Origin of the sequence: Mycobacterium sp. 852002-51613_SCH5001154, assembly GCF_001667425.1 — a bacterium.
Lineage (GTDB): Bacteria > Actinomycetota > Actinomycetes > Mycobacteriales > Mycobacteriaceae > Mycobacterium.
Genome location: NZ_LZII01000008.1, coordinates 1 through 22,534 on the forward strand (window position 1 = coordinate 1; position 22,534 = coordinate 22,534).

Here is a 22,534-nt window from a genome sequence, read left to right on the forward strand (position 1 = left end):
GCATCGCCGACGCGATGGAACGCGCGGCCGCCGACCCCGACGTGAAGGTGGTGCGCCTCGGCGGTGCGGGCCGCGGCTTCTGTTCCGGTGCGGGCATCAGCGCCGACGACGTGTCGGACACCGGGGTCCCGCCGGACGAGATCGTGGTGGAGATAAACCGGTTGATCCGGGCGATCGCCGCGGTGCCGCACCCCGTGGTCGCCGTGGTCCAGGGGCCGGCGGCCGGCGTCGGTGTTTCCCTGGCGCTGGCTTGCGACGTGGTATTGGCTTCGGAGAGCGCCTTTTTCATGCTTGCGTTCACCAAGATCGGCCTGATGCCCGACGGCGGTGCGTCCGCATTGATTGCCGCGGCCGTCGGCCGCATCCGGGCGATGCACATGGCGCTGCTGCCCGAACGGCTGCCTGCCGCCGAGGCGCTGTCCTGGGGACTGGTCAGCGCGGTCTATCCGGCCGACGAATTCGAGGCTGAGGTGGACAAGGTGATCGCCAGGCTGTTGGCGGGGCCGGTCGCGGCGTTCGGCAAGACCAAGCTCGCCATCAACGCGGCCACGCTCCCCCAGTTGGATCCGGCTTTGCAGCGCGAGTACGAGGGACAGGCCGTGCTGCTGCGATCGCACGACTTCGTCGAGGGCGCAACCGCTTTCCAGCAGCGCCGCACGCCGGACTTCACCGACCGCTGAGCCTGTGGTGCTTACCGGCGGCCCAAGCTGGTAATCCTCCCCCGCGTCGGGTCCGAATAAGTCGAAGACGACGAACGGAGAACCCATGGCTGGACAGGTGCGGTGCCTGGTGACCGGGGCGACCGGCTACATCGGCGCCCGGCTGGTGCCGCGACTGCTCGACGAGGGCCACCAGGTGCGCGCCCTGGCGCGCAACCCCGCGAAGTTGGCGGACGTGCCGTGGCGGCAGCAGGCCGAGGTCGCGCGCGGCGACCTGGGCGACGTCGATTCGCTGGTCGCGGCGTTCGACGGGATCGACGTCGTCTACTACCTCGTTCATTCGATGGGCACGGCGAAGGATTTCGCCGACGAGGAGACGCGGGCGGTTCGCAACGTCGTTACCGCGGCCCGCCGCACCGGCGTGCGGCGCATCGTGTATCTGAGCGGGCTGCATCCCGAGGGTCGCAAGCTCTCGCCACACCTCGAGTCGCGGACGGCCGTCGGCGACGCGCTCATCGCCTCGGGCATTGAAACCATCGTGCTCCAGGCGGGCGTCGTCGTCGGCTCGGGATCGGCGTCGTTCGAAATGATCCGGCACCTCACCGACCGGCTGCCGGTGATGACCACCCCGAAGTGGGTGCACAACAAGATCCAGCCAATCGCGGTGCGCGACGTGCTGTATTACCTGGTCGCCGCGGCTACGGCGGCGGTGCCCTCTTCGCGGACCTGGGACATCGGCGGGCCCGACGTGTTGGAGTACGGCGACATGATGCGGACCTACGCCGAGGTCGCGGGGCTGGGCAAGCGCTATCTGATCGTGCTGCCGTTCTTGACGCCGACGATCGCCAGCCTCTGGGTCGGAACCGTGACACCGATCCCGCCCGGTCTGGCGCGCCCGCTGATCGAGTCGCTGGAGTGCGACGCGGTGATGCGCAACCACGAGGTCGACGGCGTCATCGAGCCCCCGCCGGCCGGGCTGACCAACTACCGCCGGGCCGTCGAGTTGGCACTCGACCGCGCGGCGCACGGCGTTCCGGAGCCCTCGTGGTCGTCGTTGCAAACCGAACCGGCCGAGGCGCTGCCCACCGACCCGGATTGGGCGGGCGAGATCGTCTACACCGACGAGCGCACCGAGGAAACCGCCGCTGAACCCGCCAACGTCTGGGCGGCGACGGAGGCGGCCGTGAACGCGCGGGCCGCCACCTGGAAGGTCGAGGAACGCGCGGCAGGTGCGCTGTTGCGGCTGCGCTCAACCAAGCGAGCGCCGGGACGGGAGTGGCTCGAGATTACGGTCACGCCGCACGACGGTCGCGGCAGTCGCTACACCCAGCGGTCCATCTTCCTGCCGAGGGGCATCCCGGGCCGGGTGTACTGGTTCTTCGTGCGGCGGTCCCATGCCGCCGCCATGCGCGCGCTGGCCCGCGAAGTGGTCGGTTCGGTCCGATAACGGCGTCAGACGCCGAACATCGGGGGCAGCACGAGCACCATGATCAGCCCCCACACCAAGTGGGTGAGCATCGGCGCCAGGACGCCCCCGGTCGCCCGGCGCTCGAACGCGCACACCGTGCCCAAGATGACCGCGGCGAAACCGAGCATGGGGTTGCCGCTGGCCAGCGTCGCGCAGGTGTAGAGGACGGTCGAAATCACGATGGGGTGGTAGCGGCCCAGGGCGGTGTAGAGCGCGCCGCGGAAGAACACTTCCTCGGCGACGCCGTTGACAAGCGTGATCGCCACGATCACCGGATACCACCCGTGGTGGGCGTATTCCAGTACGCGGGTTATCAACTCCGCCACTGGCGTGATCTCGCGAGCTATCAGTCCGCCGATGACGAACACGCCGCCCAGCAGCAGACCGATTGTCGTCCCGGTGATGACCGGCCTTTGATTGCGGCCGCGCCAGCAGATGCCGCCCAGATGCAGGGGGCCGGAGATGAACCCGCCGGCGAGCCACACCCCCGCTAGCGCCAGGGTCAGCCAGTAGAAGCTCGAATCCCCCGGATGGCGCCGTAGTGAAAACCCGAGTACCCCGGCGCCGACAACCACCGTGATGGCGACGATGACGCGCCGGCGTCGCACGACGGCCGGCGATTCGTGATGGGGCACAGCGACGTTGGTGAGTGCGCGCCACCACTCGGACAGCGTGCCTGTGTTGGACGGGGCGGTTGACTGACTCATGCGGGATGCACCTTCGGGGTCAGGGCGATCAGGAGATCAAGGCCGGTGCGAAGCGCTCCGGCGAGCGGACCGGGGACCATGCTCACCAGCCCCAGAGCCGGCCGCACGATGGGCGGGGTGACCCGCCGGGCAACGTGGCGGATGCGCCGCGCGTCACCACCGGCCCACGCGGGATCGGTGTCGGCGAGGTGATGGGGATCGGCCAGGGCGTTGACCGGGGACGGACGATTCGACTGATCGGCCAAGGCTAGGGCAATGGCATCGTCGACGCCGAGCAGGCCACCGGGCGGGTCCGGCACCCGATCGCGTACGTCGCCCTTCGACGCCACCATCGGGTGGTCCAGCGATTCGACCAGATCACCGGCCAACCCGGGCGGCACCGGCAGGGCGACGCCGGTGATCAGCGACGCCAGGCCCGTGTCGACCCTGCCGACCGACAACCCGGCGTGCCACCTGCCAGAGATGCGCGTATACGTCTTGAGCAACTCACGGTAGGACGTGGTGTCCGGGCCGCAGATGTCATACGCCCCGGCCGGCACCAGCTCGGGATCGGCGGCGGCGACGAGGTAATGCAGGACATCCCGGATCGAGATCGGGTCGATCGGGTTGTCCATCCAGCTCGGCATGGGAATGAGCGGAAAACGGTCGCCGACGTAGCGCATCATCTCGAACGAGGTCGAGCCGGCACCGATGATCATGGCCGCGCCCAGCCATACCAGCTCCGGGCCACCCGGGACCTTCAGGGCCTCGGCCACTTCGGCCCGGCTCGTCAGATGCTCGGACAACACCTCGCCGGCGGGCACGAATCCGCCCAGGTAGACGATCCGGCGCACACCGGCGTCCCGAGCCGCCGCGGCCAGGTTGGCGGCCGCGGCCTTATCGGCGTCGCGGAAGCCGGGCTGCCCGATGGCATGCACCAGGTAATACACCACGTCAACGGGTCCGGCGTCGGCGAAGGCGGCTCGGGTCGAAGCGGGATCCGCGGCGTCGAGAGTCACCGGTATGACTTCTCCGTGCCATCCGAACCGCCTGAGGCGCTCGGGGTCTCGGGTGGCGGCCAGGACCTGGTGCCGGTCCGCCAGCAGCGCCGTGACCAGCCGCGATCCGACATAGCCCGTGGCGCCGGTGACCAGGATCCGCATACCTTCCAACCTAGCCCGGCAACGATGAACGCAAACCTGGCGGGCACGGCGCGCTGATCGCGTACGTAACGGCACGGTGGCTTTCGGCCCGGGATTTTGCACTGGCATTACGCTCGCAAGGTTGAACCCGCGCGGCGGCGGCACCGTAGACCCGGTAGTCGTCAATAGATGGTGGAGACATGTATTACCTGCTGGTCCTGGCGGTCGGCATCGAGCGCGTCGTCGAGCTGGTGCTGTCCAAGCGGAACGCGCAGTGGTCGTTTGCCCAGGGCGCCAAGGAATTTGGCCGACCGCATTATCCGGTGATGGTGCTCATCCACACCGGGCTGCTGGTGGGCTGCATTCTCGAGCCGTGGGCGTTGCACCGGCCGTTCATCGCCTGGCTGGGCTGGCCGATGCTGGCGGTGGTGGCGTTCAGCCAGGGCCTGCGCTGGTGGTGCATCGCCACGCTGGGGCGGCGGTGGAATACCCGGGTGATCGTGCTGCCGCAGGCCCCGCTGGTGCGCCAGGGTCCCTACCGGTGGCTGCACCATCCGAACTATGTTGCAGTGGTGGCTGAGGGGTTGGCGCTGCCGTTGGTGCACACGGCGTGGCTGACCGCGGCCATTTTCACCCTGGCGAACGCGGCGCTGCTGAGGGTGCGGCTGCAGGTCGAGAACTCCGCGCTGGGCTACACGTGACCGACTACGACACCGACCTGTTGATCGTCGGCGGCGGCCCGGGCGGCCTGGCCACGGCGTTACATGCACGCCGCCAAGGACTTTCGGTGATCGTCGCCGAGCCGCGCGAGGGCCCCATCGACAAGGCGTGCGGCGAGGGACTGATGCCCGGCGGGCTGGCCGAGCTGACGTCCCTCGGGGTCGACCCGGTCGGCATGCCCTTTCATGGCATCGCTTACGTCAGCGAACACCGCCGGGCGCAGGCGCGGTTTCGCCACGGACCGGGCCGGGGGGTGCGGCGCACGACGCTGCACGCGGCGCTGGCGGCGCGCGCCAAAGAGCAAGACGCCGAATGGATTCGGGCGCGGGTGACCACCGTGCAGCAGGACGCCCACGGGGTGACGGCCGCCGGTGTGCGCGCGAAATGGTTGGTGGCGGCCGACGGACTGCATTCTCAGGTCAGGCGGTCCGTCGGAATCACGGCGACGGCGGGGACACCGCGGCGCTACGGCGTCCGTTGGCATTACCGGGTGCCGGCGTGGTCGGAATTCGTCGAAGTGCACTGGTCGCGCTGGGGCGAGGCATACGTGACCCCGGTGGAACCGGACCTCGTTGGTGTGGCGATCCTGTCGCGGGGCCGACCCGACCTCGCCTGGTTCCCGCGGCTGGCCGGGCAGTTACGGGGCGCCGGCCGCGGCGAGGCGCGTGGGTGCGGGCCGTTGCGGCAGGTGGTCTCCCGCCGGGTCGCCGGACGGGTGCTCCTGGTCGGGGACGCGGCGGGGTACGAGGACGCGCTGACCGGCGAGGGCATCAGCCTTGCGGTCAAGCAAGCGGCAGCGGCGGTCGCGGCCATCGTCGACGAGACTCCGTTGTCGTATGAGCTTGCGTGGCAACGGATTACCCGAAGCTACCGGTTACTTACCCGCGGCCTGGTGTTGGCCAGCACCCCACCGCTTGCGCGCCGTGCCATCGTGCCGGCGTGCACGCTGCTGCCCGGCGCGTTCCAGCGCGGGGTGAACGTCCTCGCGACCTGATCCCGATGGTGGCGACCCGTTTCGCCCGGCTCGGCCGATAGTGGCGGCCCGCTGCGCCCGGCTTCGCCGCGCTTGCGACCGCCACGGCCGCCCTCGCGACCTGAGCTAGCGCGCCTTCCAGACCGGCTCGCGCTTCTCGGCGAAAGCGAGCGGCCCCTCCTTGGCGTCTTCGGAGCGCAGCAGGACGCCCATCTCATTCATGGTGCGCTGCCAACCCGCTTCCTCGTCGGTGACGACCCCGTCGTCGACGCCGTAGGCGATGCGCTTGCTGGCCTGCACCGACAGCGGCGCGTTGACGGTCACCCGGGCGGCCAGGGCCAACGCGGCTTCCAGCACCGTGCCCTCCTGGACCACCTGGTTGATCAGACCCCATTCGAAGGCGTCGGAGGCGGTGATCGGCTCGCCGGTCAGCAGCAGCTCCATTCCCACCTTGCGCGGCAGCTGCTGCACGATCCGGAACACGCCGCCCGCGGCGGCAATCAGCCCGCGTTTCACCTCCGGCAGGCCGAACTTGGCCCGCTCGTCTGCCACCACCAGGTCGCTGGCCAGGGCCAGCTCGGTGCCGCCACCCAGGGCGGTGCCGTTGACCGCCGCGATGGTGGGCTTGTCGATGAAGTGGTGCACGTAACCCGCGAAGCCCCACTCGCCGTGCTCGGGGTGATACAGGTTCTCCCGGCGCGAGATCGCCTTGAGATCGGCGCCGGCGCAAAACGACTTGTCGCCGGCGCCGGTGATCACCACGGCCCGCACCTCGGGGTCGTGTTGCGCCGCGTCGAGCGCGTCCCCGACGCCGATGCTGACGGCACCGTTGACCGCGTTGCGGGCCTCGGGCCGGTTGATGGTGATCACCATGACGTTGCCGCGTCGTTCGACCAGCACCGCCGGCTGGTCGGTGGCAGCGTCCGTCACAACAGCTCCACGATGGTGGCGTTGGCCTGGCCACCACCTTCGCACATCGTCTGCAGGCCGTAGCGAATTCCCTTGTCCCGCATGTGATACAGCAGCGTGGTCATCAGCCGCGCACCGGATCCGCCGAGCGGGTGGCCCAGCGCGATGGCGCCGCCATTCGGGTTGAGCTTCTTCTCGTCGGCGCCAATGTCTTTCAGCCACGCCAGCGGGACGGGGGCGAACGCCTCGTTCACCTCGTATGCCCCGATGTCGCCGATGGAGAGGCCAGACTTCTTCAGCGCCTTCTGGGTCGCCGGGATGGGCGCCGTCAGCATGATCACCGGGTCGGCGCCAGCCAGTACCGCGGTGTGCACCTTGGCGATCGGCGTGAGGCCGAGTTCCTTGGCCTTCTCGGCCGACATGAACAGCAGGGCGGCCGAACCGTCGGTGATCTGCGAGGAGTTGCCGGCGTGGATCACGCCGTCTTCCTTGAACGCCGGCTTCAGCGACGCCATCTTCTCCATCGGGGTGCCGCGGCGGATGCCCTCGTCCTTGAGGACGACGTTGCCATCCTGATCCTTGATGCCGACGATCTGGTCGTCGAACGCACCGGAATCCTGTGCGGCCGCGGCCTTTTCGTGTGATCCCAGCGAGAATTCGTCGAGCGCGGTGCGGTCGAAGCCCCACTGCTCGGCGATCATTTCGGCACCGAGGCCCTGGTTGGGCGTCTTGTGGTAGCGGTCCTTGAAGGCCTGCGGGTAGGGGTTGCCGCCACCGGCCAGCGACGAGCCCATCGGGGTCCGCGACATCGACTCGACACCGCCGGCGACGACGACGTCGTAGTGTCCGGCGACCACGCCCGCCGCGGCGAAGTGGATGGACTGCTGGCTCGACCCGCATTGGCGGTCGACGGTCACGCCCGGCACGGTCTCGGGCCAACCGGCGGCCAGCAGCGCGGTGCGGCCGATGTCGAGGGCCTGCTCACCGGCCTGCATGACGCAGCCCCAGATGACGTCGTCGACGATTCCCGGGTCGATACCGGCCTTCTCGACCAGCCCGTTGAGGACCTGCGCGGACAGGTCGGCCGGGTGCACCCCCGACAGGCCTCCGTTGCGCTTCCCGAGCGGTGAGCGGACGGCCTCGACGATGACGGCTTCAGCCATGGTTGTGTCTCCTTTGACGCTAGGACCTCAGGTATTGGTGAGTCTTTTCGTCGATTGTCAACCAACGCGTTGGGAGGGCGCGGGGCGGGGTGGGTTTGGCGGTCTTCCGGTGCCAGCTCTTCGGCGGTGCATATCGCGACGGTCACGTTCAGTTCATGTTTCCGGGGACGTCGGCGTCGTAGGGTGCCCCGATGTGAGCACCCCTTCACCCGGCCCCGGTTGGTGGCTGGCATCGGATGGCGAGTGGTATCCCCAGCAATGGGAAAGCACCTTCGTTGCGTACACGAACGAATCCCTGCAAGCGGTGCTGGAGGAGGCGAACCGACTAACGCAGGCCTACGGAGAACAGGGCTGGGAGATCGTCGGGTCGTCGGTACAACGCACCCAGGTTGCCCACGGCTTCAAGGACTATGACAAAGGCGGAGAGCACTATTTCGAGTGGAGCATCGTCTGCACCTTGAAACGGCCTGTCGCGCCCGCCTGACTCCCGCCGAGATTGCCGCCATGGTCGCGGTCGAGCGAAAACCACAGCCATGACGGCAATCTCGCCGAACGGTGGCCCTTCTCAGCCGGCGGGATAGCCGACCGATTTGATCTCCGTGTACTGGTCGAACCCGGCGACGCCGTTCTGGCGTCCCACCCCGCTGTACTTGTAGCCACCGAACGGGGTGTCGGCGCCATACGGCGCGCCGCCGTTAACGCCCATGAAGCCGGCCCGAATCCGGCGAGCCACCGCCAGCGAGCGCTCCAGCGAGCCCGACATCACGTTGCCCGCCAGCCCGTACTTGCTGTCGTTGGCGATCCGGATCGCGTCCTCCTCGTCGTCGAACGGGATGACCGCCAGCACCGGACCGAAGATCTCCTCCTGGGCGATAGTCATCGAGTTGTCGACGTCGGTGAAAAGCGTTGGCCGAACGAAGAATCCCTTGTCGAACCCGGTGGGCGCGTCGGGTCCGCCGACCAGCGCGGTGGCGCCCTCCTCGACGCCCTTCCGGATGTAGCCCATCACGCGGTTGCGCTGCACCTCCGAAATCACCGGCCCGCACAGCGTTCCGGGATCCTGCGGGTCACCACACGTGACGTTCTCGTAGATGCTCTTCAGGATCTCCACACCCTCGTCGTAGCGCGAGCGCGGCAACAGCATCCGGGTGGGATTCGCGCAGCCCTGCCCGGCGTGCATGCACGGCGCGATGCCGATTGCGCACGCCATACCGAAATCGGCGTCCTCCAAGACGATCGTGGCCGACTTACCGCCGAGCTCCAGGAAAAGCCGCTTCATGGTGGCCGCGCCCTTTTCCATGATCCGCTGCCCGACCGTGGTCGACCCGGTGAACGAGATCAGGTCCACCTTCGGCGACAGCGTGAGCTCCTCGCCCACAAAGTGGTCCGACGCGGTGACGACGTTCACGACGCCCGCAGGGATGTCGGTCTTCTCGGCGATCAGCCGGCCCAGCCGGGTGGCGTTGAACGGGGTGTTCGGCGCGGGCTTGAGCACCACGGTGTTGCCGGTGCCGAGCGCCTGGCCGAGCTTGTTGAGGGTGACCTCGAAGGGGAAGTTCCACGGCACGATGGCGCCGACCACGCCCACCGGTTCGCGCCAGACCTTGCGGGTGGTCAGCGTGCCGGTCAGGCTGATCACCTTGTCACCCAGGTCGGTCTCCCAGGCGTACTCGTCGATCAGCCTGGCTGGGTACTTCAAGCCGTCTTCCAGTGGGGCGTCCAGCTGCGGGCCGAACGTGATTGCCCGGGGCGAGCCCACCTCCAGGATGAGCTCCTCGCGCAGCTCTTCCTTTTCCGATTCGATCGCCTCGTGCAGCTGCAATAGGCAGCGCTTCCGCAGCTCCCGGTTGGTCGACCAGTCGCTCTCGTCGAAGGCGCGCCGGGCGGCGTCGATGGCCCGGAGCATGTCCTCCTTGGATGCGTCGGCGACCTCCCCGAGCGGCTCCTCGGTCGCCGGGTTGATGTTCGTGAAGGTGCCGGCCTGCCCGTCGACGAGCTTGCCGTCGATCATCATCTTCGGCTCGAAACGAACCTTTACAGCCTCAGTCATATCTGTCACTCTCTTTTGAATCGCGGAGGGGCTATGGAGAGCCTTACCGGAAACTAGCCGATTGGCAAGGCGCAACCTTTTCGGGGCTGGTTATTGAGGGTCGAACAGCACCGGTACCGACGTCGGCGAGCGGAAAACCTGCCCGCGGATATGCGGGTCGTCCGCGTCGGGATCAAGCCGCAGGTTCGGTAGCCGGTCGAGCAAAAGATTGATGGCGGTGCGCATTTCCAGCCGGGCCAGGTGCATGCCGAGGCAGACGTGCACGCCGTGCCCCCAGCCCAGGTGCGCCCTGGCTTGCCGGAAGATGTCGAACGTGTCCGGATCGGGGTAGCGGTCTTCCTGCCGGTTGGCGGATCCCAGCATCGGCATCACCGTCGAGCCTGCGGGTATCGGAACCCCGCCGAGTTCGGTGTCTCGGGTGGCCACCCGGGTGATGGTCAGCAGGGGCGGTTCCCACCGCACGCCCTCCTCGATGGCTTGCGGCAGCAGCGACCGGTCCGCGCGGATGGCAGCGAGCTGCGCGGGATCGGACAGCAGCGCGAGCAGCAGGTTGCCCAGGGACCGGTAGGTCGTTTCCACCCCGGCGGGCAACAGCAGGCGGAGGAACGAGTAGATCTCCTCGTCTGCGAGCTTCTCCCCGTCGATCTCCGCCTCGGCCAGCGCGCTGATCAGATCGTCCTTGGGCTCGGCGCGGCGGGATGCGAGGATCGGCGCGAAGTAGTCGCACAGCGCGGCCGACGCGGCAAGACCGCGTTCGGGATTCAGGATCCAGCTCAACAACGAGATGGACCACCGCTGGAACTGGGGATAGTCCTCCTCCGGCAGGCCCAGCAGGCCCGCGATGATCTGACTCGGATAGTCGAAGGTGAATTCCTTGACCAGATCGGCCTTGCCGTTCGCGGCGAACTTGTCGATCAGGCTATTGCCCACCCGCCCGACCAGCTCGTCTTGCCAGCGGGCCAATGCCTTCTGCGAAAACGCCTTTGACACCAGTGACCGCAACCGTCCGTGCACCGGTTCATCCATGCCCAGCATCACCCGCTCTCCCAACACGGGGCCGAACGCGGCGACGACGGCCGCCGACGAGAAGGTCTCGTTGTCGCGCAGCATCTGCTGGGCATCCTCGTGGCGGTAGACGATGAAGACCGGCTTGGATTCCTCGTGCGGCATCCCGGAGACATCCAACCGTTGAATGGGCTCCTCGCGGCGCAGCCGCGCCAGTTCGGTGTACGGGTCGCGCACATCGCCGGAGACCGCATCGTCGAAGGCGCCGAAGTCCTCCAGGTCGTCGAAAAGCTGTTCCATAATTCCCCTCAGCCCCCTTGCCTTCCCTTGCGTTTCGCCGCCAGCGCGGCCAAGCGCTGCAGTAGCGGCTGCGGCAGGACACGTGCCGCGAACACCATCGCCTTCTGACCGCCGGTCAACGGCCACGCCCCGTCCCGCATCGACCCCTGTCTCGGTATGCCCAGCACGATCCGTGACATGTGGTGCATGCCCGAGGCCGGCAGGATCCTGTTGGCGACCAGCAGCATTGCGGCATCGGGGCCGATACCGCGGCGGCGGAACGGCTCCCGGTCATTGAGCGCCTTGAGCAGGCCGTCGGTGAACCGCTCGGGTGGCCGGGCCAATTTCATCGCAGCCCTGCCCCGGCTGTCCATGGTGTTGTGCAGCCGGGCGTACGGGCCGCCGAAGTCGCGATTGTCGATCGTCCCCGCGTCGGTGATGATCTCGGTGTCGTACATGCCGGCCACCAGGACGGTGACACCCAGGCCGAAGGGCGCGATCTCGCACCCCATCGACTCACCCCACCGCTCCAGCGCCCCCTTGGCCACCGAGTACGGCGCGGTGCCCGGCTGACCGCGCACCCCGGCCGCACTGGATACCAGAACAATGCGACCCTCGCCCGCCGCCCGCATCGACGGCAGCAGAGCCTGGGTGAGCGCGACGGGGCCCAAGACACTGGTGGCAAACATGTTCTGCCACAGCGCCATATCGGTCTCTTCCACCATGCCGGCGGCGGAGATCCCGGCGTTGTGCACGATCGCGTAGGGCGCGCCGACGGCTTCCTCGATGGCCTTGGCCGCCGCGGAGACCGACGCGGGATCCAGCAGGTCGAGCTGCACGCCGATCAGCCGGTCGTCGTCCTGGGCGGCCCCCTCGGCGTCCTGAACAGCGTCCCGCAGCAGCGGCAGCGCGCGATCGGGCGTCCGCATCGCCGCGACCACGCGCCAGCCTTCGCGGTGCAGGCGCACGGCCGAGGCGAATCCCAGTCCGCGGGACGCACCGGTGATGACGACGGTGCGCGGCTCAGCCATGCGCGCTCGGGGTTGCGCAGGCACCTTCACCCGGCGGCGGCGGATCGACATGGGGCCGCCCATGAGGTTCCCCGCTTGCCCAGGTCGACCAGATGCCGACCGAGTAGGGACCCTGCGCGCCGGCTTTCTCGTAATAACCTTGCGGGTCATATACTTTCGCCTCTGGGTAAGGCCACGGGCACGCGACGGAGGTCGCCGCATGGCTGACCTTGATGGCCCAGAACCACGCCCCGTAGGCGAAGTAGGACACGTTGATGATGGCGAACATCACCAGGAACGTGCCGAGCACCGGGCGCGTCGGGAAGATCCTTGCCTTCGCGGCCAGCTTCTCGGCCACCGATTTGCCGGTGTCGTCGCGGTAACAAAGTATCGCCGCGGGGACCATCACGAAGGTCACCGAGAACGATTCCCAGATCAGCGGGAACTGGAACGTCGTGCCGGTGAACACCGAGCCCCACGGAATCACCTGGGAGTAGATGTACATGCCCATGTGGACGAGCTGGATCTCCAGCCAGGCATCGAAGACGAAGCCGATCGCACAGGTGAGCAGTCCCAGGCTGACCAGCGGGTGCCGCGACACGAACGCCGTCGGGCCGTACTTGGCCTGCAACTTGCGCAGAATCCAGATCGCCGGAAAGTAGGGTCCGAAATAGAAAGTGACGTAACCGAATACGACGAACGGCTCGACGGTCGGCGACAGCGACACCAGCGGCCAGGACTCCGGCCAGTGGATGAGGTCGGGGTTGTACACCGCGAACGGGGACCAGTTCATGATCGGGTCCTGCCACACGATCAGCGTGGTGCACAGGAACATCAGCATCACCGGGCTGCCCGGGTTGCGGCGCCAGCCCCTGATGAACACCACCAACAGGACGAGCAGCATGATGAGGGTCGAGATGTGCAGGAAGGTGATGTAGTCCAGGCCGAAGATGAATTTCACCGGGCGGGGACGGCCTTGCACATTCGGGTTGGCGACACGGGGATCGAGGGCCACGCGGCAGTTCGCGATGAAGAAGATCGCGAAGGCGGCGAGGGCGGCGCCGGCGATCCAACCGCCCCAGCCGCGCTTTTCCGAGCGCTGTGAAGACGCCGGTTTCTGTTGTGCGGCAGGCGGTACCGATTGATCGGTGCTCATGACAGCCTTACTCTCCGAAGCGATCGACGAGATGCGAGTTGGTGCCGTCGGAATCCAGAGTTCGGGCCACCAGGTACCCCGCGCCCATCCACGCGCGGCGGGTCCATTTTCCGAAGGAGACACGGGTGCCGGGGGCGCCCGACGCGGCGGGCATCATCTTCACCCGCTCCAACGCCTCCTTGACGCCGCGCGGACTCAGCGGGTGCGCATCGGCGAACGCGCGGACCAGAGTCGCCGCGACGTCGTGGTTGACCACCGACACGCAATATTCGGGACGGCTCCCCTCATACTTCTGCGCATACCGGTCGAGGAACTCCTGGCCGAGCCGATTCTCCTCGTCGTACTGGTCGACCCCGACCCACCCCATGAACGCGTTCCACATGATGGGATTCACCCAGGCGTTCTGGAAAGCCGTGGTGGTGAAACGCGGCGGGTCCCAGTTGACGGCTTCCAGCGCGGGGTTGATGAACACGATGCCGAAGCCGAAGCCCAGATGCACGATCGCCTCGGACTTGGCTTCGTGCAGCGTGCGGACGGCGTCGTTGATGTCTTGCGCGGTTTGGGCGATCGCCGCTTCCGCGACAATGCGAATCCCGTTGCGGCGGCATGCGCTTCGCAGGTTCTTCAGGTAGCTTTCGCCGATCAGGTTCTGCTCCACGAGAACTCCGATCTCGGAGAGTCCTCGTTTGGCGACGAGGTCGGCGATGAAGATCGGCTCGTCGGTCATCGAGCCCTGCGGGAAGGCGAAGGTCCATTCGCCCAGCCAGTCGTCGGTGCCGGTGACGCTGATCGCCGGTACCTTGAACCGCTCCTCGATGGCCTCGCGGGTCGGCACGCAGTTGTCGGTGATGTGCGGCCCGAACACCACCAGGCAGCCCTCGTCGACAAGCTCGCCGAAAGCGTCGATCACCGCCTTGACCGAACCTTTAGGTAAACCCTCGACCTCGCGGTAGATCATCTGCACGGGGCGATCGATCAGGCCCTGTTCGACGGCTTCTTCGAAGACGAGGTCGAAGCACCGCGTGAAACTCGCCATCAGTTCTTCCGGGAACCCCGGCGGCAGCCTGAAGTCCATCAGGTAGCCGACCTTGATCGGTTCAGCGCTGCTTTCGTAAGACATCCAGCCTCCCGGTGACTAGCTCACTGCCGCAATTCATTTCGCCGCCCCGCCCAGATAGATCTCGATCATCTCGCCCAGGGCCCTGCCCACCGCCACGTCGTCGGTGAGCGGTCCCGCGATCGCGGCGCGAGCCGCCTCGCGCATCGTCAGCCCTTCCGCGACAAGCCGGCCCGCCGCGATCAGCACCCGGGTCGACGCCACCTCGCGCAGTCCGCCGGTTTCCAGCCGCCGGATGGCCTGTCCGAACCGCACCAGCTCGGCGGCGGTGGCAGCGTCCACGCCTGCCTCGTGCGCAACGATGCCCTCTTCGACATCGGCTGCGGGGAAATCGAATTCGATCGCTACCATCCGCTGCCGGGTGGAATCCTTGAGGTCCTTCAGCACGCTTTGGTAGCCGGGGTTGTAGGACACCACAAGGCCGAATCCAGCCGCCGCGTCCAGCGTGACCCCGAGCCGCTCGATCGGCAGCTGCCGCCGGTGGTCGGCGAGCGGATGGAGCACCACGGTGGTGTCCTGCCGCGCTTCCACCACCTCGTCGAGATAGCAGATTGCGCCCTCGCGCACCGCCCGGGTCAGCGGGCCGTCCACCCACACCGTCTCGTCGCCCTGCAGCAGATACCGGCCGACGAGATCCGCGGTGGTGAGGTCGTCATGGCAGGCGACGGTGATCAGCGGCCGCCCGAGGTCGTGGGCCATCGCCTCGACGAATCGGGTTTTGCCGCAACCCGTCGGGCCCTTCAGGACGACGGCCAGCCCCTGGCGGTGCGCCGCCTTGAAAATGGCTTCCTCACCGCCGATCGCCTTGTAGTAGGGCCGCGCCCCCTCGGCCTCGGGGATCGCGCCGTTGCGGTACGCAACCCCGGACTCGTTGGCCATGGCTTCCCTTCTGCTACCGACGGTGAAGTGAGCCTAGCGCGGAACAGATGTTTGTTTCAAGTTCTCTGAAGAGCACGTTTAAGTTCGACAATGCAATTCGGTGGCGCGTCATGACACCCTGCGGCGGACCTCGGCCGAACGCAGCGCGGACCGGAACAGCGGCCCGATCACGCCGGCGAGTTGGTCCGGACGCGCGATGGTGGCATGCGCGGCGCTACCGAAGACCCGGCGCAGTGACGCCACGTCGGTGCCCGCGCCAACGGTCAGGCAGACGCAGCCGGTGCCGCGATGGCGGGCCTCGCTCAAGGCGCGGCGCGCGTCGGCGGCGCCGTAGGCCCGCTCGTACCCGTGGTCGTAGGCGAGCCCGTCGGAAAGCACCACCAACAGCCGCCGCGACGTGCCACCGCGCGCCTCCAGCACCGCCGACCCGTGCCGGATGGCCGCGCCGAGGCGTGAGTACGCGCCGGGTTCAAGGCTGTTTAGCCGTTTCATGACTCGCGTGTCGAGGTGGTCGTCGAACCGCTTGACCGGCACCACGCTCACCGCGCGGCGACCCTGCGAGTAATAGGCGTAGAGCGCAACCCGGTCGCCCAGGTCGTGGAGCGCGACGGTGAGATTGGCGGCCACCGCGCGCTGCTGCTGATGCACCGTCCGCCCCACCGTGCCGGGCTCCGCCGCCGATCCGGACACGTCGAGCAGGAGCAGCACCGACAGATCCCGCCTGCGGCGGAGGCTGTCCAGGTACACCGCCTCGTCGGGCACCGACCCCGCCAGCACCTCGACCCGGGCCTCGACCGCCGCGTCGATGTCGATGTCGTCGCCCTGCGACTGCCGATGGCGGCGGTGCAGGCCCATCCCGAGCCGGGACAGTGGGCGGCGCACGCTGATGGCGGCCTCGATCGCGTGCGTCGCCGATCGTTTGATCTCCGCCTCGACCTCGCGCACCGTGCACCACGCCCGCCGGTACTTCCCCCGCGAGACGTCCCATTCCGGATACGTGAAGCCGTCCGTGGGCTTCGGCTGGTCTTCGCCGCGCTCGCTCGACGTGGCGGCCAGCGACGTCACCGCATGCAACCCGCGCCTGGCCGAGTCGGTCCGATGTGTCGGGGTGTCCGCGCCGGGCGGTCCGCCGCCGCCACCGGTCTTGCGCGCCGAGGACAGCATCTTCTTCAGCCACTTGCCGATGAAACCGCCGCCACCCACCGGGCTGGTGAACATGTCCGGATCGTCGGAGTCGTCGGTCTCGCCGTCGCCGAGTTCTTCCAGAGCCATCGGACCTCGGTTCGTGGGCACGTGTCCGGGTTTTTCGCCTTCCCGTTGTTCGGCCGCCCGGTCGGAAGCGGCCAATACCTTCGCCGCCCGGATGACGCCGAATTCCCTTGGCGGATCGTCGATCACAGTCCGTCGCTCGGCGATCCGCAGCGAAGCGGCGGGCGAATCGCTGCGACGCGCGATGTCGCGATCGCCCCGCGCTGCCAGGATGCCCGGCAGCAGGTGGCCATTCGCGACCAGTGCGCGGTGTCCCTCCACCGCCAGGTAGCGCCTGGCCAGCCGAGGGTGGCGGAGCAGCGGGCGCACCACGTCCGGGTCCAGGCTGCCGGCAGCGATCAAGGAGGCTTGCACGGCGACGGCTTCGAGCCCCCCGCGAGCGCTCGCCCCGGCGTCGACGTGAATCGTCTGGCCGTCGGTCCAGGAAAGTTCACCCGGCGGCAGCTCGGCCACCGCGACGGCTCGGCCAGCCAGCGCGGAGGCGAGCATGCCGAGGCCCGGCAGCCGGTCACCACGAACGTCGGTGGACACGCGCAATCTCCGAACAGGTTGGACTTCGTTGACCAAATATCTGTTCCACCGTAAAGTCCGGTGCCACCGCAGTCAATCGGGACGACGACGCATTCGGGCAAGGAGCACATGGTGATTGACTTCACCGGCCAGGTCGCCGTGGTCACCGGCGCCGGCCGCGGGCTGGGGCGGCTATACGCGTTGGACCTCGCGCGCCGGGGCGCCGGTGTGGTGGTCAACGACGTCGGCGGCTCGATGCGCGGCGAGGGCAGGGACTCCGGCGTCGCCGACGACGTGGTCGACGAGATCAGGAAGGACGGCGGCACCGCCATCGCCTCCTACGATTCGGTCGACAGCCCGGCCGGCGGCCGGGCGATCATCGACGCGGCCATGGGGTCGTTCGGGCGGCTGGACGCGGTGATCAGCAACGCCGGCATCTTCGGCAGTGTGCCGTTCGAGGACCTCTCGCCTGACGACTGGGCTCGAATGCTGCGCGTGCATCTCGACGGCGGCTTTTACCTGTCGCAACCCGCGTACCGCGTGATGAAGAACAACGGGGGCGGGCGGTTCGTGTTCATCTCGTCGTCCGCCGGGATCTTCGGTCAGCCGATGGAGGCCCACTACGCCGCGGCGAAGGCCGGCCTGGTCGGGTTGACGAACGTGATCGCGATCGAGGGCCAGGCGCACGGCATCGTCGCCAATTCCGTTATGCCGACCGGCTTCTCGCGGATGGTCACCGAGACCGTCGGCGACGAGAAGTTCCTCGCCGAATCCGGCTTCATGCAGGCCATCAGGCCCGAGCTCGTGGTTCCGCTGGTGACCTTCCTCGCCAGCAGCGCCTGCACGTTCACCCACCGAAACTATTCGGCGGCCGCCGGCCGCTACGCGCGGGTGTTCGTCGGCCTGAGCGAAGGGTGGCTCGCGGACGCCGGCAGCCAACCGACGGCCGAAGACATCCAGACACATCTCGAGGAAATCTCGTCGACGGAAAGGTTCATCGTGCCCACGTCGATCGTGGACGAGGTGCTGGAAGTCTGTGAGCGACGCGGCGTCAGCGCGATGCCGGGCAACGCCGAGGTCGCCTTCCCCGAACATTGACCAAAGATCTGCCCAACCGTAAAGTCCGGCTTGGTCGCAGTTGAAGGGTTTAAGACAAGCAAACGTGGACTTCTCATACCCGGCGGAAGTCGAACAGTTCCGCATCGAGCTGCGCGACTGGCTGTCGCAGAACCTGACCGATGAGCTGGTGGCCGCTCGTCGACCCGCCGGACGCGATGACGCCGCCATCGAGATGTTGCGCGCGTGGAGCGCGACGATGGCCGACGCGGGCTGGGCCGCGGTGTCTTGGCCCCGCGAATACGGCGGCCGCGGCGCAACGGTTCTCGAGCAACTGGTCTACACCGAGGAGACCACGCGCGCTCGAGCCCCGATGCCGCTCAACGTCATCGGGCTGAACAACATCGCGCCCGCGATCATGCAGTACGGCACCGAAGAGCAGAAGCTCACAATGCTCCCCCGCATGATGCGCGCCGACGACATCTGGTGCCAAGGGATGTCGGAACCCGAAGCGGGGTCCGATCTCGCGGCACTGCGCACCCGCGCGGTGCGTGACGGTGACGACTTCGTCGTCAACGGCCAAAAGATCTGGACCTCGCTGGGACATCGGGCGGACTGGTGCCAGCTGTACGTGCGCACCGATCCCGAGGCGCCTAAGCACAAGGGCATTTCCTGTCTGATTGTCGACATGACGCTGCCGGGCATCGACGTCCGCCCGCTGGTGACTCTCAACGGCGAGACCGATTTCGCCGAGGTCTTCTTCCACGATGTGCGGGTCCCGGCGGACGCGCTCCTCGGACCGCTGAACGCGGGCTGGCAGGTGGCCACGACGACGCTCAGCCACGAGCGCGCCGGGGCCGCACGGCTGTACGCCGAGATGCAGGTGCGGCTGGAAGAACTGGTCGACGACATCGCCGCGCACACCGCAGCTCTCCAAGACCCGGTGACGCTGCGGCGCCTCGGCGAAATCGCGCTCCGCATCAAGTATCTCGAAGTCTTGTGTCAGCGGTCGATCTCGGCGACGCTGCACGGCGGCTCTGAAACTACGGCGTTCGCCTCGGCAAGCCTCGCCAAGACCGTGTGGGGAGAGATCGGGCAGGACATGGCCGCCCTGGCGTTTGACGTGCTGGGCACCCACGGTGCCGGTGCGCCGTGGGCAAACTACCGTCTGACGTCGCGCTCGTTGACCATCGCGGGCGGCACGACCCAGATCAACAAGAACATCACCGCGCAGCGGGTACTCGGGTTGCCGCGCAAATGAACCTCGAATTCACCGACGAGCAGGTCGCACTGCGCGACACCACCCGGCGCTTTCTGGCCGAAAAGGCCCCTATCTCGGGGCACGTGCGCCCGCTGCTCGACGATCCGATTGGCACCAATGAGGCGGTGTGGCTCGGCCTTGCCGATCTCGGGACCACCGGCCTGCTGGTGCCGGAGGATTACGGCGGCGCCGGGATGACGATGGTCGAGGCCGGCATCGTGGCCGAAGAGCTGGGCGCCGCCCTGCATCCGGGGCCGTGGCTCTCGACCGCGGTCGCCGCCGCGCGGACGCTGACGCGGTCCGGCGCGACCGACAATGCGGCCGGGCTGTTGAGCGGGATCGCCGATGGGACCACGGTCGCCACTGTCTGCTTCCCGGATGCCGAGGTTGCCGCGAGCCCACGGGGCCCCGACGTCGAGTTGCGGGGGGAGATCGCGTGCGTGCCCGACGCCGCCGCCGCGGACGTGTTGTTGGCCCTCGCCGAGGATGAAGGCGGTCCAGGGCTTTTCGTGGTCCGGGCCGACGCGCCGGGCGTGTCGATCGCGCCCGAGCGCGGTATCGACCAGACCCGCAAGCAGTTCCGTGTCACGTTCGAGGCGGCGCCCGCACACCGACTGACCGCGGCGTCTCCCGATGACATTGCGGCGGTGCTCGACGACATGCTGATCGCTACTGCCGCGGACGCTCTCGGCGCCGCACGCGCGGTCATGCATATCGCCGTCGAATATGCCAAAACCCGAACGCAATTCGGTCAGCCGATCGGCTCGTTCCAGGCGGTCCAGCATCTGTGCGTCGACATGTTCGAGACCGTCGAGTTGGCCCGGAGCGGGGTGATCCACGCCCTGTGGGCCGCCGACAACGCCGACCCCGACGAGCGGCATCTTGCCGCGCTGCGCGCAAAGGCGTTCGCCGGGCGGCTGGCCACCGTGGGTGATACGGCCATCCAGGTGTTCGGCGGGATCGGCTACACCTGGGAACACGACGCGCACCTGTACCTCAAGCGACTGCTGAGCTGGAGCGCGTGCCTCGGCAATCCCGACCACTACCTCACCGAACTCGGTGCGCGCCTTGCGAAGAGAGACCGGCCGTGATGGACATCGAGTACCTGCTCACCGCCACCCGCTCGGCGCGCAAGACGCTCGACCTGGACGCCCCGGTCGACATGGTGGACATCCGGGAGTGCCTGCGCATCGGTTTGCAGGCGGCCAACGGCTCCAATCAGCAGTCCTGGCGCTGGCTGGCGGTCACCGACCCGGCATTGCGCACCCAGATCGCCGAGCTGTACCGCGAGGCCTACCTGCTGCGCGTCGGTGGCCGGATGATCGCCGACCTGGTGCCGGCCGAAACGCCGGAAGGCCGGATCATGTCGTCGACGGAGTGGCTGGTCGAGAACATGCCGAGGGTGCCGATGTTGGTGATTCCTTGCTATCAGCCATACCTGCCGCGCATCGAGGGCGACGAATCGTTCCATCAGGCGACCCTGTACGGGTCGATCTTCCCCGCGGTGTGGAATCTTCAATTGGCGCTGCACACCCGGGGATATGGGACCTGCATCACCACGCTGCATTTGCATCGCGAGGAGGAGGTGCGCCGGCTGCTCGGGATTCCCGAAACCTATGTCCAGGGCTGTCTACTCCCGGTGGGCCGGCTTCGCGCCGGTCACACGTTCCGGCCCGCCCGGCGACGGCCGCTCGACGAGGTGATAGCACGCGACCGCTGGGACGGGCCCGCGCTCTAGAATGGGATCCGTCACCGCTGCTACGCAGCGCATTCGTCGGTCCCGGTCTGATAGCCTTTAACAAACATTTGGTTCGGCGAGAGGGACGAATGCGAATGTATGCCAGTCCGCAGCCGTCCGGACGCGCGCACCGCTGATCATGCCGCGAGCGGAGTCATTGCGCGCCGGCGCCCCAGCCGATTTGGGCACGCGCCGGACTGAGATCCTGACCACCGCAGCCTCGTTGATCGCGCAGTCCGGATTGCGGACCTCGTTACAGGAGATCGCCGACGCGGCAGGCATTCTTCCCGGCAGCCTCTATCACCATTTCGAGTCCAAAGAGGCGATCCTCATCGAGTTGATCCACCGCTATCAGGAGGATCTGGACCGCATCGGGCAAGCCGCGCAAGCGAAGTTGGACAAACCCGACCCCCGCCCGGTTCCCGAGCAGATCGTCGAGCTGGGCTCGGCCATCGCCGACTGCGCTGTGCGGCACCGGGCGGCGCTGCAGATGTCGTTCTACGAGGGGCCGAGCACGGATCCGGAGCTGATGAAGCTGACGCAGCAGCGGCCCGTGGCGATTCAGGAGGCGATGCTGCAAGCCCTGCGGGCGGGCAGGTGGAGCGGCTACATCAAACCCGACATCGATCTGCCCACGTTGGCGGACCGGATCTGCCAGACCATGCTGCAGGTTGGCCTCGACGTCATGCGCCATAAGTCCCCCGCCGACCAGGTGGCCGCGCTGCTGTGCCGAATCATGTTGCAGGGATTGGCAACCCGGCCGCCCACCGACCCGGAGCTGGACGGGTCCAACGCCTTCGCCGCCGCCAGAGACGTCATCGAGACCTGGTCGGACGACAGCGACGCCGATCCCAGCGACAAAGCGGCACACGTTCGTGCGGTGGCGCGAACCGAATTCGGCCGTAAAGGCTACGAGGCCACCACCATCAGGGACATCGCATCCGCGGCCGGTCTTGGCACCGGAACCGTCTACCGGGTGATCGGGTCGAAGGACGAGCTACTCGCATCGATCATGGAATCGTTCGGCCGGAAGGTCGAGGCGGGCTGGGTGAACGTCCTGCGCTCGGATGCCACGCCCATCGAGAAGCTGGACGCACTGAGCTGGGTCAACGTCAATGCGCTCGATCGGTTTTCCGACGAGTTCCGGATTCAGCTCGCCTGGATGCGTCAATCACCGCCGGACACCCCCAACCCGGGGTGGTTGTACGCGACCCGGCTCCGGCAGATGAAAACGCTCCTTTCCGAGGGAATCCGATCGGGCGAGATCAGTGTGGACGGCGCGTCCACCGCGATGCTTGCGCGCTGCGTCATCGGCTTGCAGTGGATACCGGAGAACATCCTTGCCGAGGTCGGCAAGCGCGCGGCGTTGGTGCACGTGCGGGACACGGTTTTGCGTGGTGTCGCGGTTCGCGCCGGGTAGGTGTTGAACCAAAAAACTGTTACCCATACAGTTGGGCAATTAGAATCGCGTTGGCGGTGAATGA

At 67.6% G+C, this 22,534-nt stretch carries 21 protein-coding genes; 10 read left to right on the forward strand and 11 right to left on the reverse strand.

What is annotated here, in order from left to right; translation table 11 throughout:
• Together A5750_RS03370 and A5750_RS03375 are read left to right on the forward strand one after the other, a co-directional pair.
• Nucleotides 1-680: enoyl-CoA hydratase (locus A5750_RS03370; protein WP_066947928.1), on the forward strand; the 680-nt coding region annotated here is incomplete at its 5' end.
• A gap of 85 nt (nt 681-765) precedes the next feature.
• Entirely contained in the window at nt 766-2,106 is a 1,341-nt protein-coding gene (locus tag A5750_RS03375; protein WP_066947932.1) for a DUF2867 domain-containing protein, read from the forward strand.
• Nucleotides 2,107-2,111: 5 nt separating this feature from the next.
• Here A5750_RS03375 and A5750_RS03380 read toward each other — a convergent pair whose 3' ends face one another.
• Nucleotides 2,112-2,834, reverse strand: a complete 723-nt coding sequence (locus tag A5750_RS03380) for a CPBP family intramembrane glutamic endopeptidase (protein ID WP_066947937.1) — start codon at nt 2,832-2,834, stop codon at nt 2,112-2,114.
• Nucleotides 2,831-3,976 (reverse strand): NAD(P)H-binding protein, encoded by a 1,146-nt coding sequence (locus A5750_RS03385; RefSeq protein WP_066947941.1) that lies wholly within the window; start codon nt 3,974-3,976, stop codon nt 2,831-2,833. The genes A5750_RS03380 and A5750_RS03385 overlap by 4 nt, the downstream gene beginning before the upstream one ends.
• Nucleotides 3,977-4,155: 179 nt before the next feature.
• Here A5750_RS03385 and A5750_RS03390 point away from each other — a divergent pair, with 179 nt between their 5' ends.
• Both A5750_RS03390 and A5750_RS03395 read left to right on the forward strand, forming a co-directional pair.
• Complete coding sequence (locus A5750_RS03390; protein WP_066947945.1) at nt 4,156-4,656, forward strand: isoprenylcysteine carboxyl methyltransferase family protein; 501 nt, start codon at nt 4,156-4,158, stop codon at nt 4,654-4,656.
• Nucleotides 4,653-5,669, forward strand: a complete 1,017-nt coding sequence (locus A5750_RS03395) for an NAD(P)/FAD-dependent oxidoreductase (protein WP_066947949.1) — start codon at nt 4,653-4,655, stop codon at nt 5,667-5,669. The genes A5750_RS03390 and A5750_RS03395 overlap by 4 nt, the downstream gene beginning before the upstream one ends.
• Nucleotides 5,670-5,774: 105 nt before the next feature.
• On the opposite strand, the gene A5750_RS03400 is transcribed toward A5750_RS03395, so the two are convergent.
• On the reverse strand, nt 5,775-6,578 hold the full coding sequence (locus A5750_RS03400) for a crotonase/enoyl-CoA hydratase family protein (protein WP_082948381.1): 804 nt from the start codon (nt 6,576-6,578) through the stop codon (nt 5,775-5,777).
• Nucleotides 6,575-7,720, reverse strand: coding sequence for a thiolase family protein (locus tag A5750_RS03405; protein WP_066947952.1), 1,146 nt, complete (start codon nt 7,718-7,720; stop codon nt 6,575-6,577). The genes A5750_RS03400 and A5750_RS03405 overlap by 4 nt, the downstream gene beginning before the upstream one ends.
• Nucleotides 7,721-7,913: 193 nt before the next feature.
• Between A5750_RS03405 and A5750_RS03410 the strand changes: the two genes are divergently transcribed.
• The gene (locus A5750_RS03410) at nt 7,914-8,204 is read left to right on the forward strand and encodes a hypothetical protein (RefSeq protein ID WP_066947956.1); all 291 of its coding nucleotides are present in this window, start codon (nt 7,914-7,916) and stop codon (nt 8,202-8,204) included.
• An 81-nt stretch (nt 8,205-8,285) separates the two neighbouring features.
• Here A5750_RS03410 and A5750_RS03415 read toward each other — a convergent pair whose 3' ends face one another.
• The 7 genes from A5750_RS03415 to A5750_RS03445 form a co-directional block, all read right to left on the reverse strand.
• On the reverse strand, nt 8,286-9,770 hold the full coding sequence (locus tag A5750_RS03415) for an aldehyde dehydrogenase family protein (protein WP_066947960.1): 1,485 nt from the start codon (nt 9,768-9,770) through the stop codon (nt 8,286-8,288).
• Nucleotides 9,771-9,860: 90 nt separating this feature from the next.
• Entirely contained in the window at nt 9,861-11,075 is a 1,215-nt protein-coding gene (locus A5750_RS03420; protein ID WP_067261211.1) for a cytochrome P450, read from the reverse strand.
• Between the two features lie 8 nt (nt 11,076-11,083).
• Entirely contained in the window at nt 11,084-12,085 is a 1,002-nt protein-coding gene (locus A5750_RS03425; protein ID WP_066948259.1) for an SDR family oxidoreductase, read from the reverse strand.
• Nucleotides 12,078-13,220 carry a spirocyclase AveC family protein gene (locus tag A5750_RS03430; RefSeq protein WP_066947966.1) on the reverse strand — a complete coding sequence of 381 codons (1,143 nt, stop codon included), beginning with the start codon at nt 13,218-13,220 and terminating at the stop codon, nt 12,078-12,080. Before A5750_RS03430 ends, A5750_RS03425 begins: the two co-directional genes overlap by 8 nt.
• A gap of 7 nt (nt 13,221-13,227) precedes the next feature.
• Nucleotides 13,228-14,340 (reverse strand): ABC transporter substrate-binding protein, encoded by a 1,113-nt coding sequence (locus A5750_RS03435; RefSeq protein WP_066947969.1) that lies wholly within the window; start codon nt 14,338-14,340, stop codon nt 13,228-13,230.
• A gap of 33 nt (nt 14,341-14,373) precedes the next feature.
• Nucleotides 14,374-15,216: a CbbQ/NirQ/NorQ/GpvN family protein gene (locus A5750_RS03440; protein WP_066947972.1), complete on the reverse strand. Its 843-nt coding sequence runs from the start codon at nt 15,214-15,216 to the stop codon at nt 14,374-14,376.
• A 108-nt stretch (nt 15,217-15,324) separates the two neighbouring features.
• A complete protein-coding gene (locus A5750_RS03445; protein WP_156659234.1) occupies nt 15,325-16,974 on the reverse strand; it encodes a nitric oxide reductase activation protein NorD in 1,650 nt (549 codons plus the stop codon).
• A 153-nt stretch (nt 16,975-17,127) separates the two neighbouring features.
• Between A5750_RS03445 and A5750_RS03450 the strand changes: the two genes are divergently transcribed.
• From A5750_RS03450 to A5750_RS03470, 5 genes are all read left to right on the forward strand, one after another.
• Nucleotides 17,128-18,093 (forward strand): SDR family NAD(P)-dependent oxidoreductase, encoded by a 966-nt coding sequence (locus A5750_RS03450; protein WP_066948262.1) that lies wholly within the window; start codon nt 17,128-17,130, stop codon nt 18,091-18,093.
• Between the two features lie 64 nt (nt 18,094-18,157).
• Nucleotides 18,158-19,312 (forward strand): acyl-CoA dehydrogenase family protein, encoded by a 1,155-nt coding sequence (locus A5750_RS03455; RefSeq protein WP_066947980.1) that lies wholly within the window; start codon nt 18,158-18,160, stop codon nt 19,310-19,312.
• Nucleotides 19,309-20,403, forward strand: a complete 1,095-nt coding sequence (locus tag A5750_RS03460) for an acyl-CoA dehydrogenase family protein (protein WP_066947983.1) — start codon at nt 19,309-19,311, stop codon at nt 20,401-20,403. Before A5750_RS03455 ends, A5750_RS03460 begins: the two co-directional genes overlap by 4 nt.
• The gene (locus tag A5750_RS03465) at nt 20,403-21,050 is read left to right on the forward strand and encodes a nitroreductase family protein (protein ID WP_066947987.1); all 648 of its coding nucleotides are present in this window, start codon (nt 20,403-20,405) and stop codon (nt 21,048-21,050) included. The genes A5750_RS03460 and A5750_RS03465 overlap by 1 nt, the downstream gene beginning before the upstream one ends.
• A gap of 139 nt (nt 21,051-21,189) precedes the next feature.
• Complete coding sequence (locus tag A5750_RS03470) at nt 21,190-22,470, forward strand: TetR/AcrR family transcriptional regulator (protein WP_067261214.1); 1,281 nt, start codon at nt 21,190-21,192, stop codon at nt 22,468-22,470.
• The last annotated feature ends 64 nt before the right edge of the window (nt 22,471-22,534 follow it).

Bases quoted from the DNA above. Each gene is read 5' to 3' on its own strand.
- A5750_RS03420 (WP_067261211.1), bottom strand. From the start codon at position 11,075: ATGGAACAGCTTTTCGACGACCTGGAGGACTTCGGCGCCTTCGACGAT.
- A5750_RS03430 (WP_066947966.1), bottom strand. From the start codon at position 13,220: ATGAGCACCGATCAATCGGTACCGCCTGCCGCACAACAGAAACCGGCG.
- A5750_RS03460 (WP_066947983.1), top strand. From the start codon at position 19,309: ATGAACCTCGAATTCACCGACGAGCAGGTCGCACTGCGCGACACCACC.
- A5750_RS03415 (WP_066947960.1), bottom strand. From the start codon at position 9,770: ATGACTGAGGCTGTAAAGGTTCGTTTCGAGCCGAAGATGATGATCGAC.
- A5750_RS03440 (WP_066947972.1), bottom strand. From the start codon at position 15,216: ATGGCCAACGAGTCCGGGGTTGCGTACCGCAACGGCGCGATCCCCGAG.
- A5750_RS03470 (WP_067261214.1), top strand. From the start codon at position 21,190: ATGCCGCGAGCGGAGTCATTGCGCGCCGGCGCCCCAGCCGATTTGGGC.
- A5750_RS03425 (WP_066948259.1), bottom strand. From the start codon at position 12,085: ATGGCTGAGCCGCGCACCGTCGTCATCACCGGTGCGTCCCGCGGACTG.
- A5750_RS03385 (WP_066947941.1), bottom strand. From the start codon at position 3,976: ATGCGGATCCTGGTCACCGGCGCCACGGGCTATGTCGGATCGCGGCTG.
- A5750_RS03390 (WP_066947945.1), top strand. From the start codon at position 4,156: ATGTATTACCTGCTGGTCCTGGCGGTCGGCATCGAGCGCGTCGTCGAG.
- A5750_RS03380 (WP_066947937.1), bottom strand. From the start codon at position 2,834: ATGAGTCAGTCAACCGCCCCGTCCAACACAGGCACGCTGTCCGAGTGG.
- A5750_RS03375 (WP_066947932.1), top strand. From the start codon at position 766: ATGGCTGGACAGGTGCGGTGCCTGGTGACCGGGGCGACCGGCTACATC.
- A5750_RS03405 (WP_066947952.1), bottom strand. From the start codon at position 7,720: ATGGCTGAAGCCGTCATCGTCGAGGCCGTCCGCTCACCGCTCGGGAAG.
- A5750_RS03465 (WP_066947987.1), top strand. From the start codon at position 20,403: ATGGACATCGAGTACCTGCTCACCGCCACCCGCTCGGCGCGCAAGACG.
- A5750_RS03435 (WP_066947969.1), bottom strand. From the start codon at position 14,340: ATGTCTTACGAAAGCAGCGCTGAACCGATCAAGGTCGGCTACCTGATG.
- A5750_RS03445 (WP_156659234.1), bottom strand. From the start codon at position 16,974: ATGCTCGCCTCCGCGCTGGCTGGCCGAGCCGTCGCGGTGGCCGAGCTG.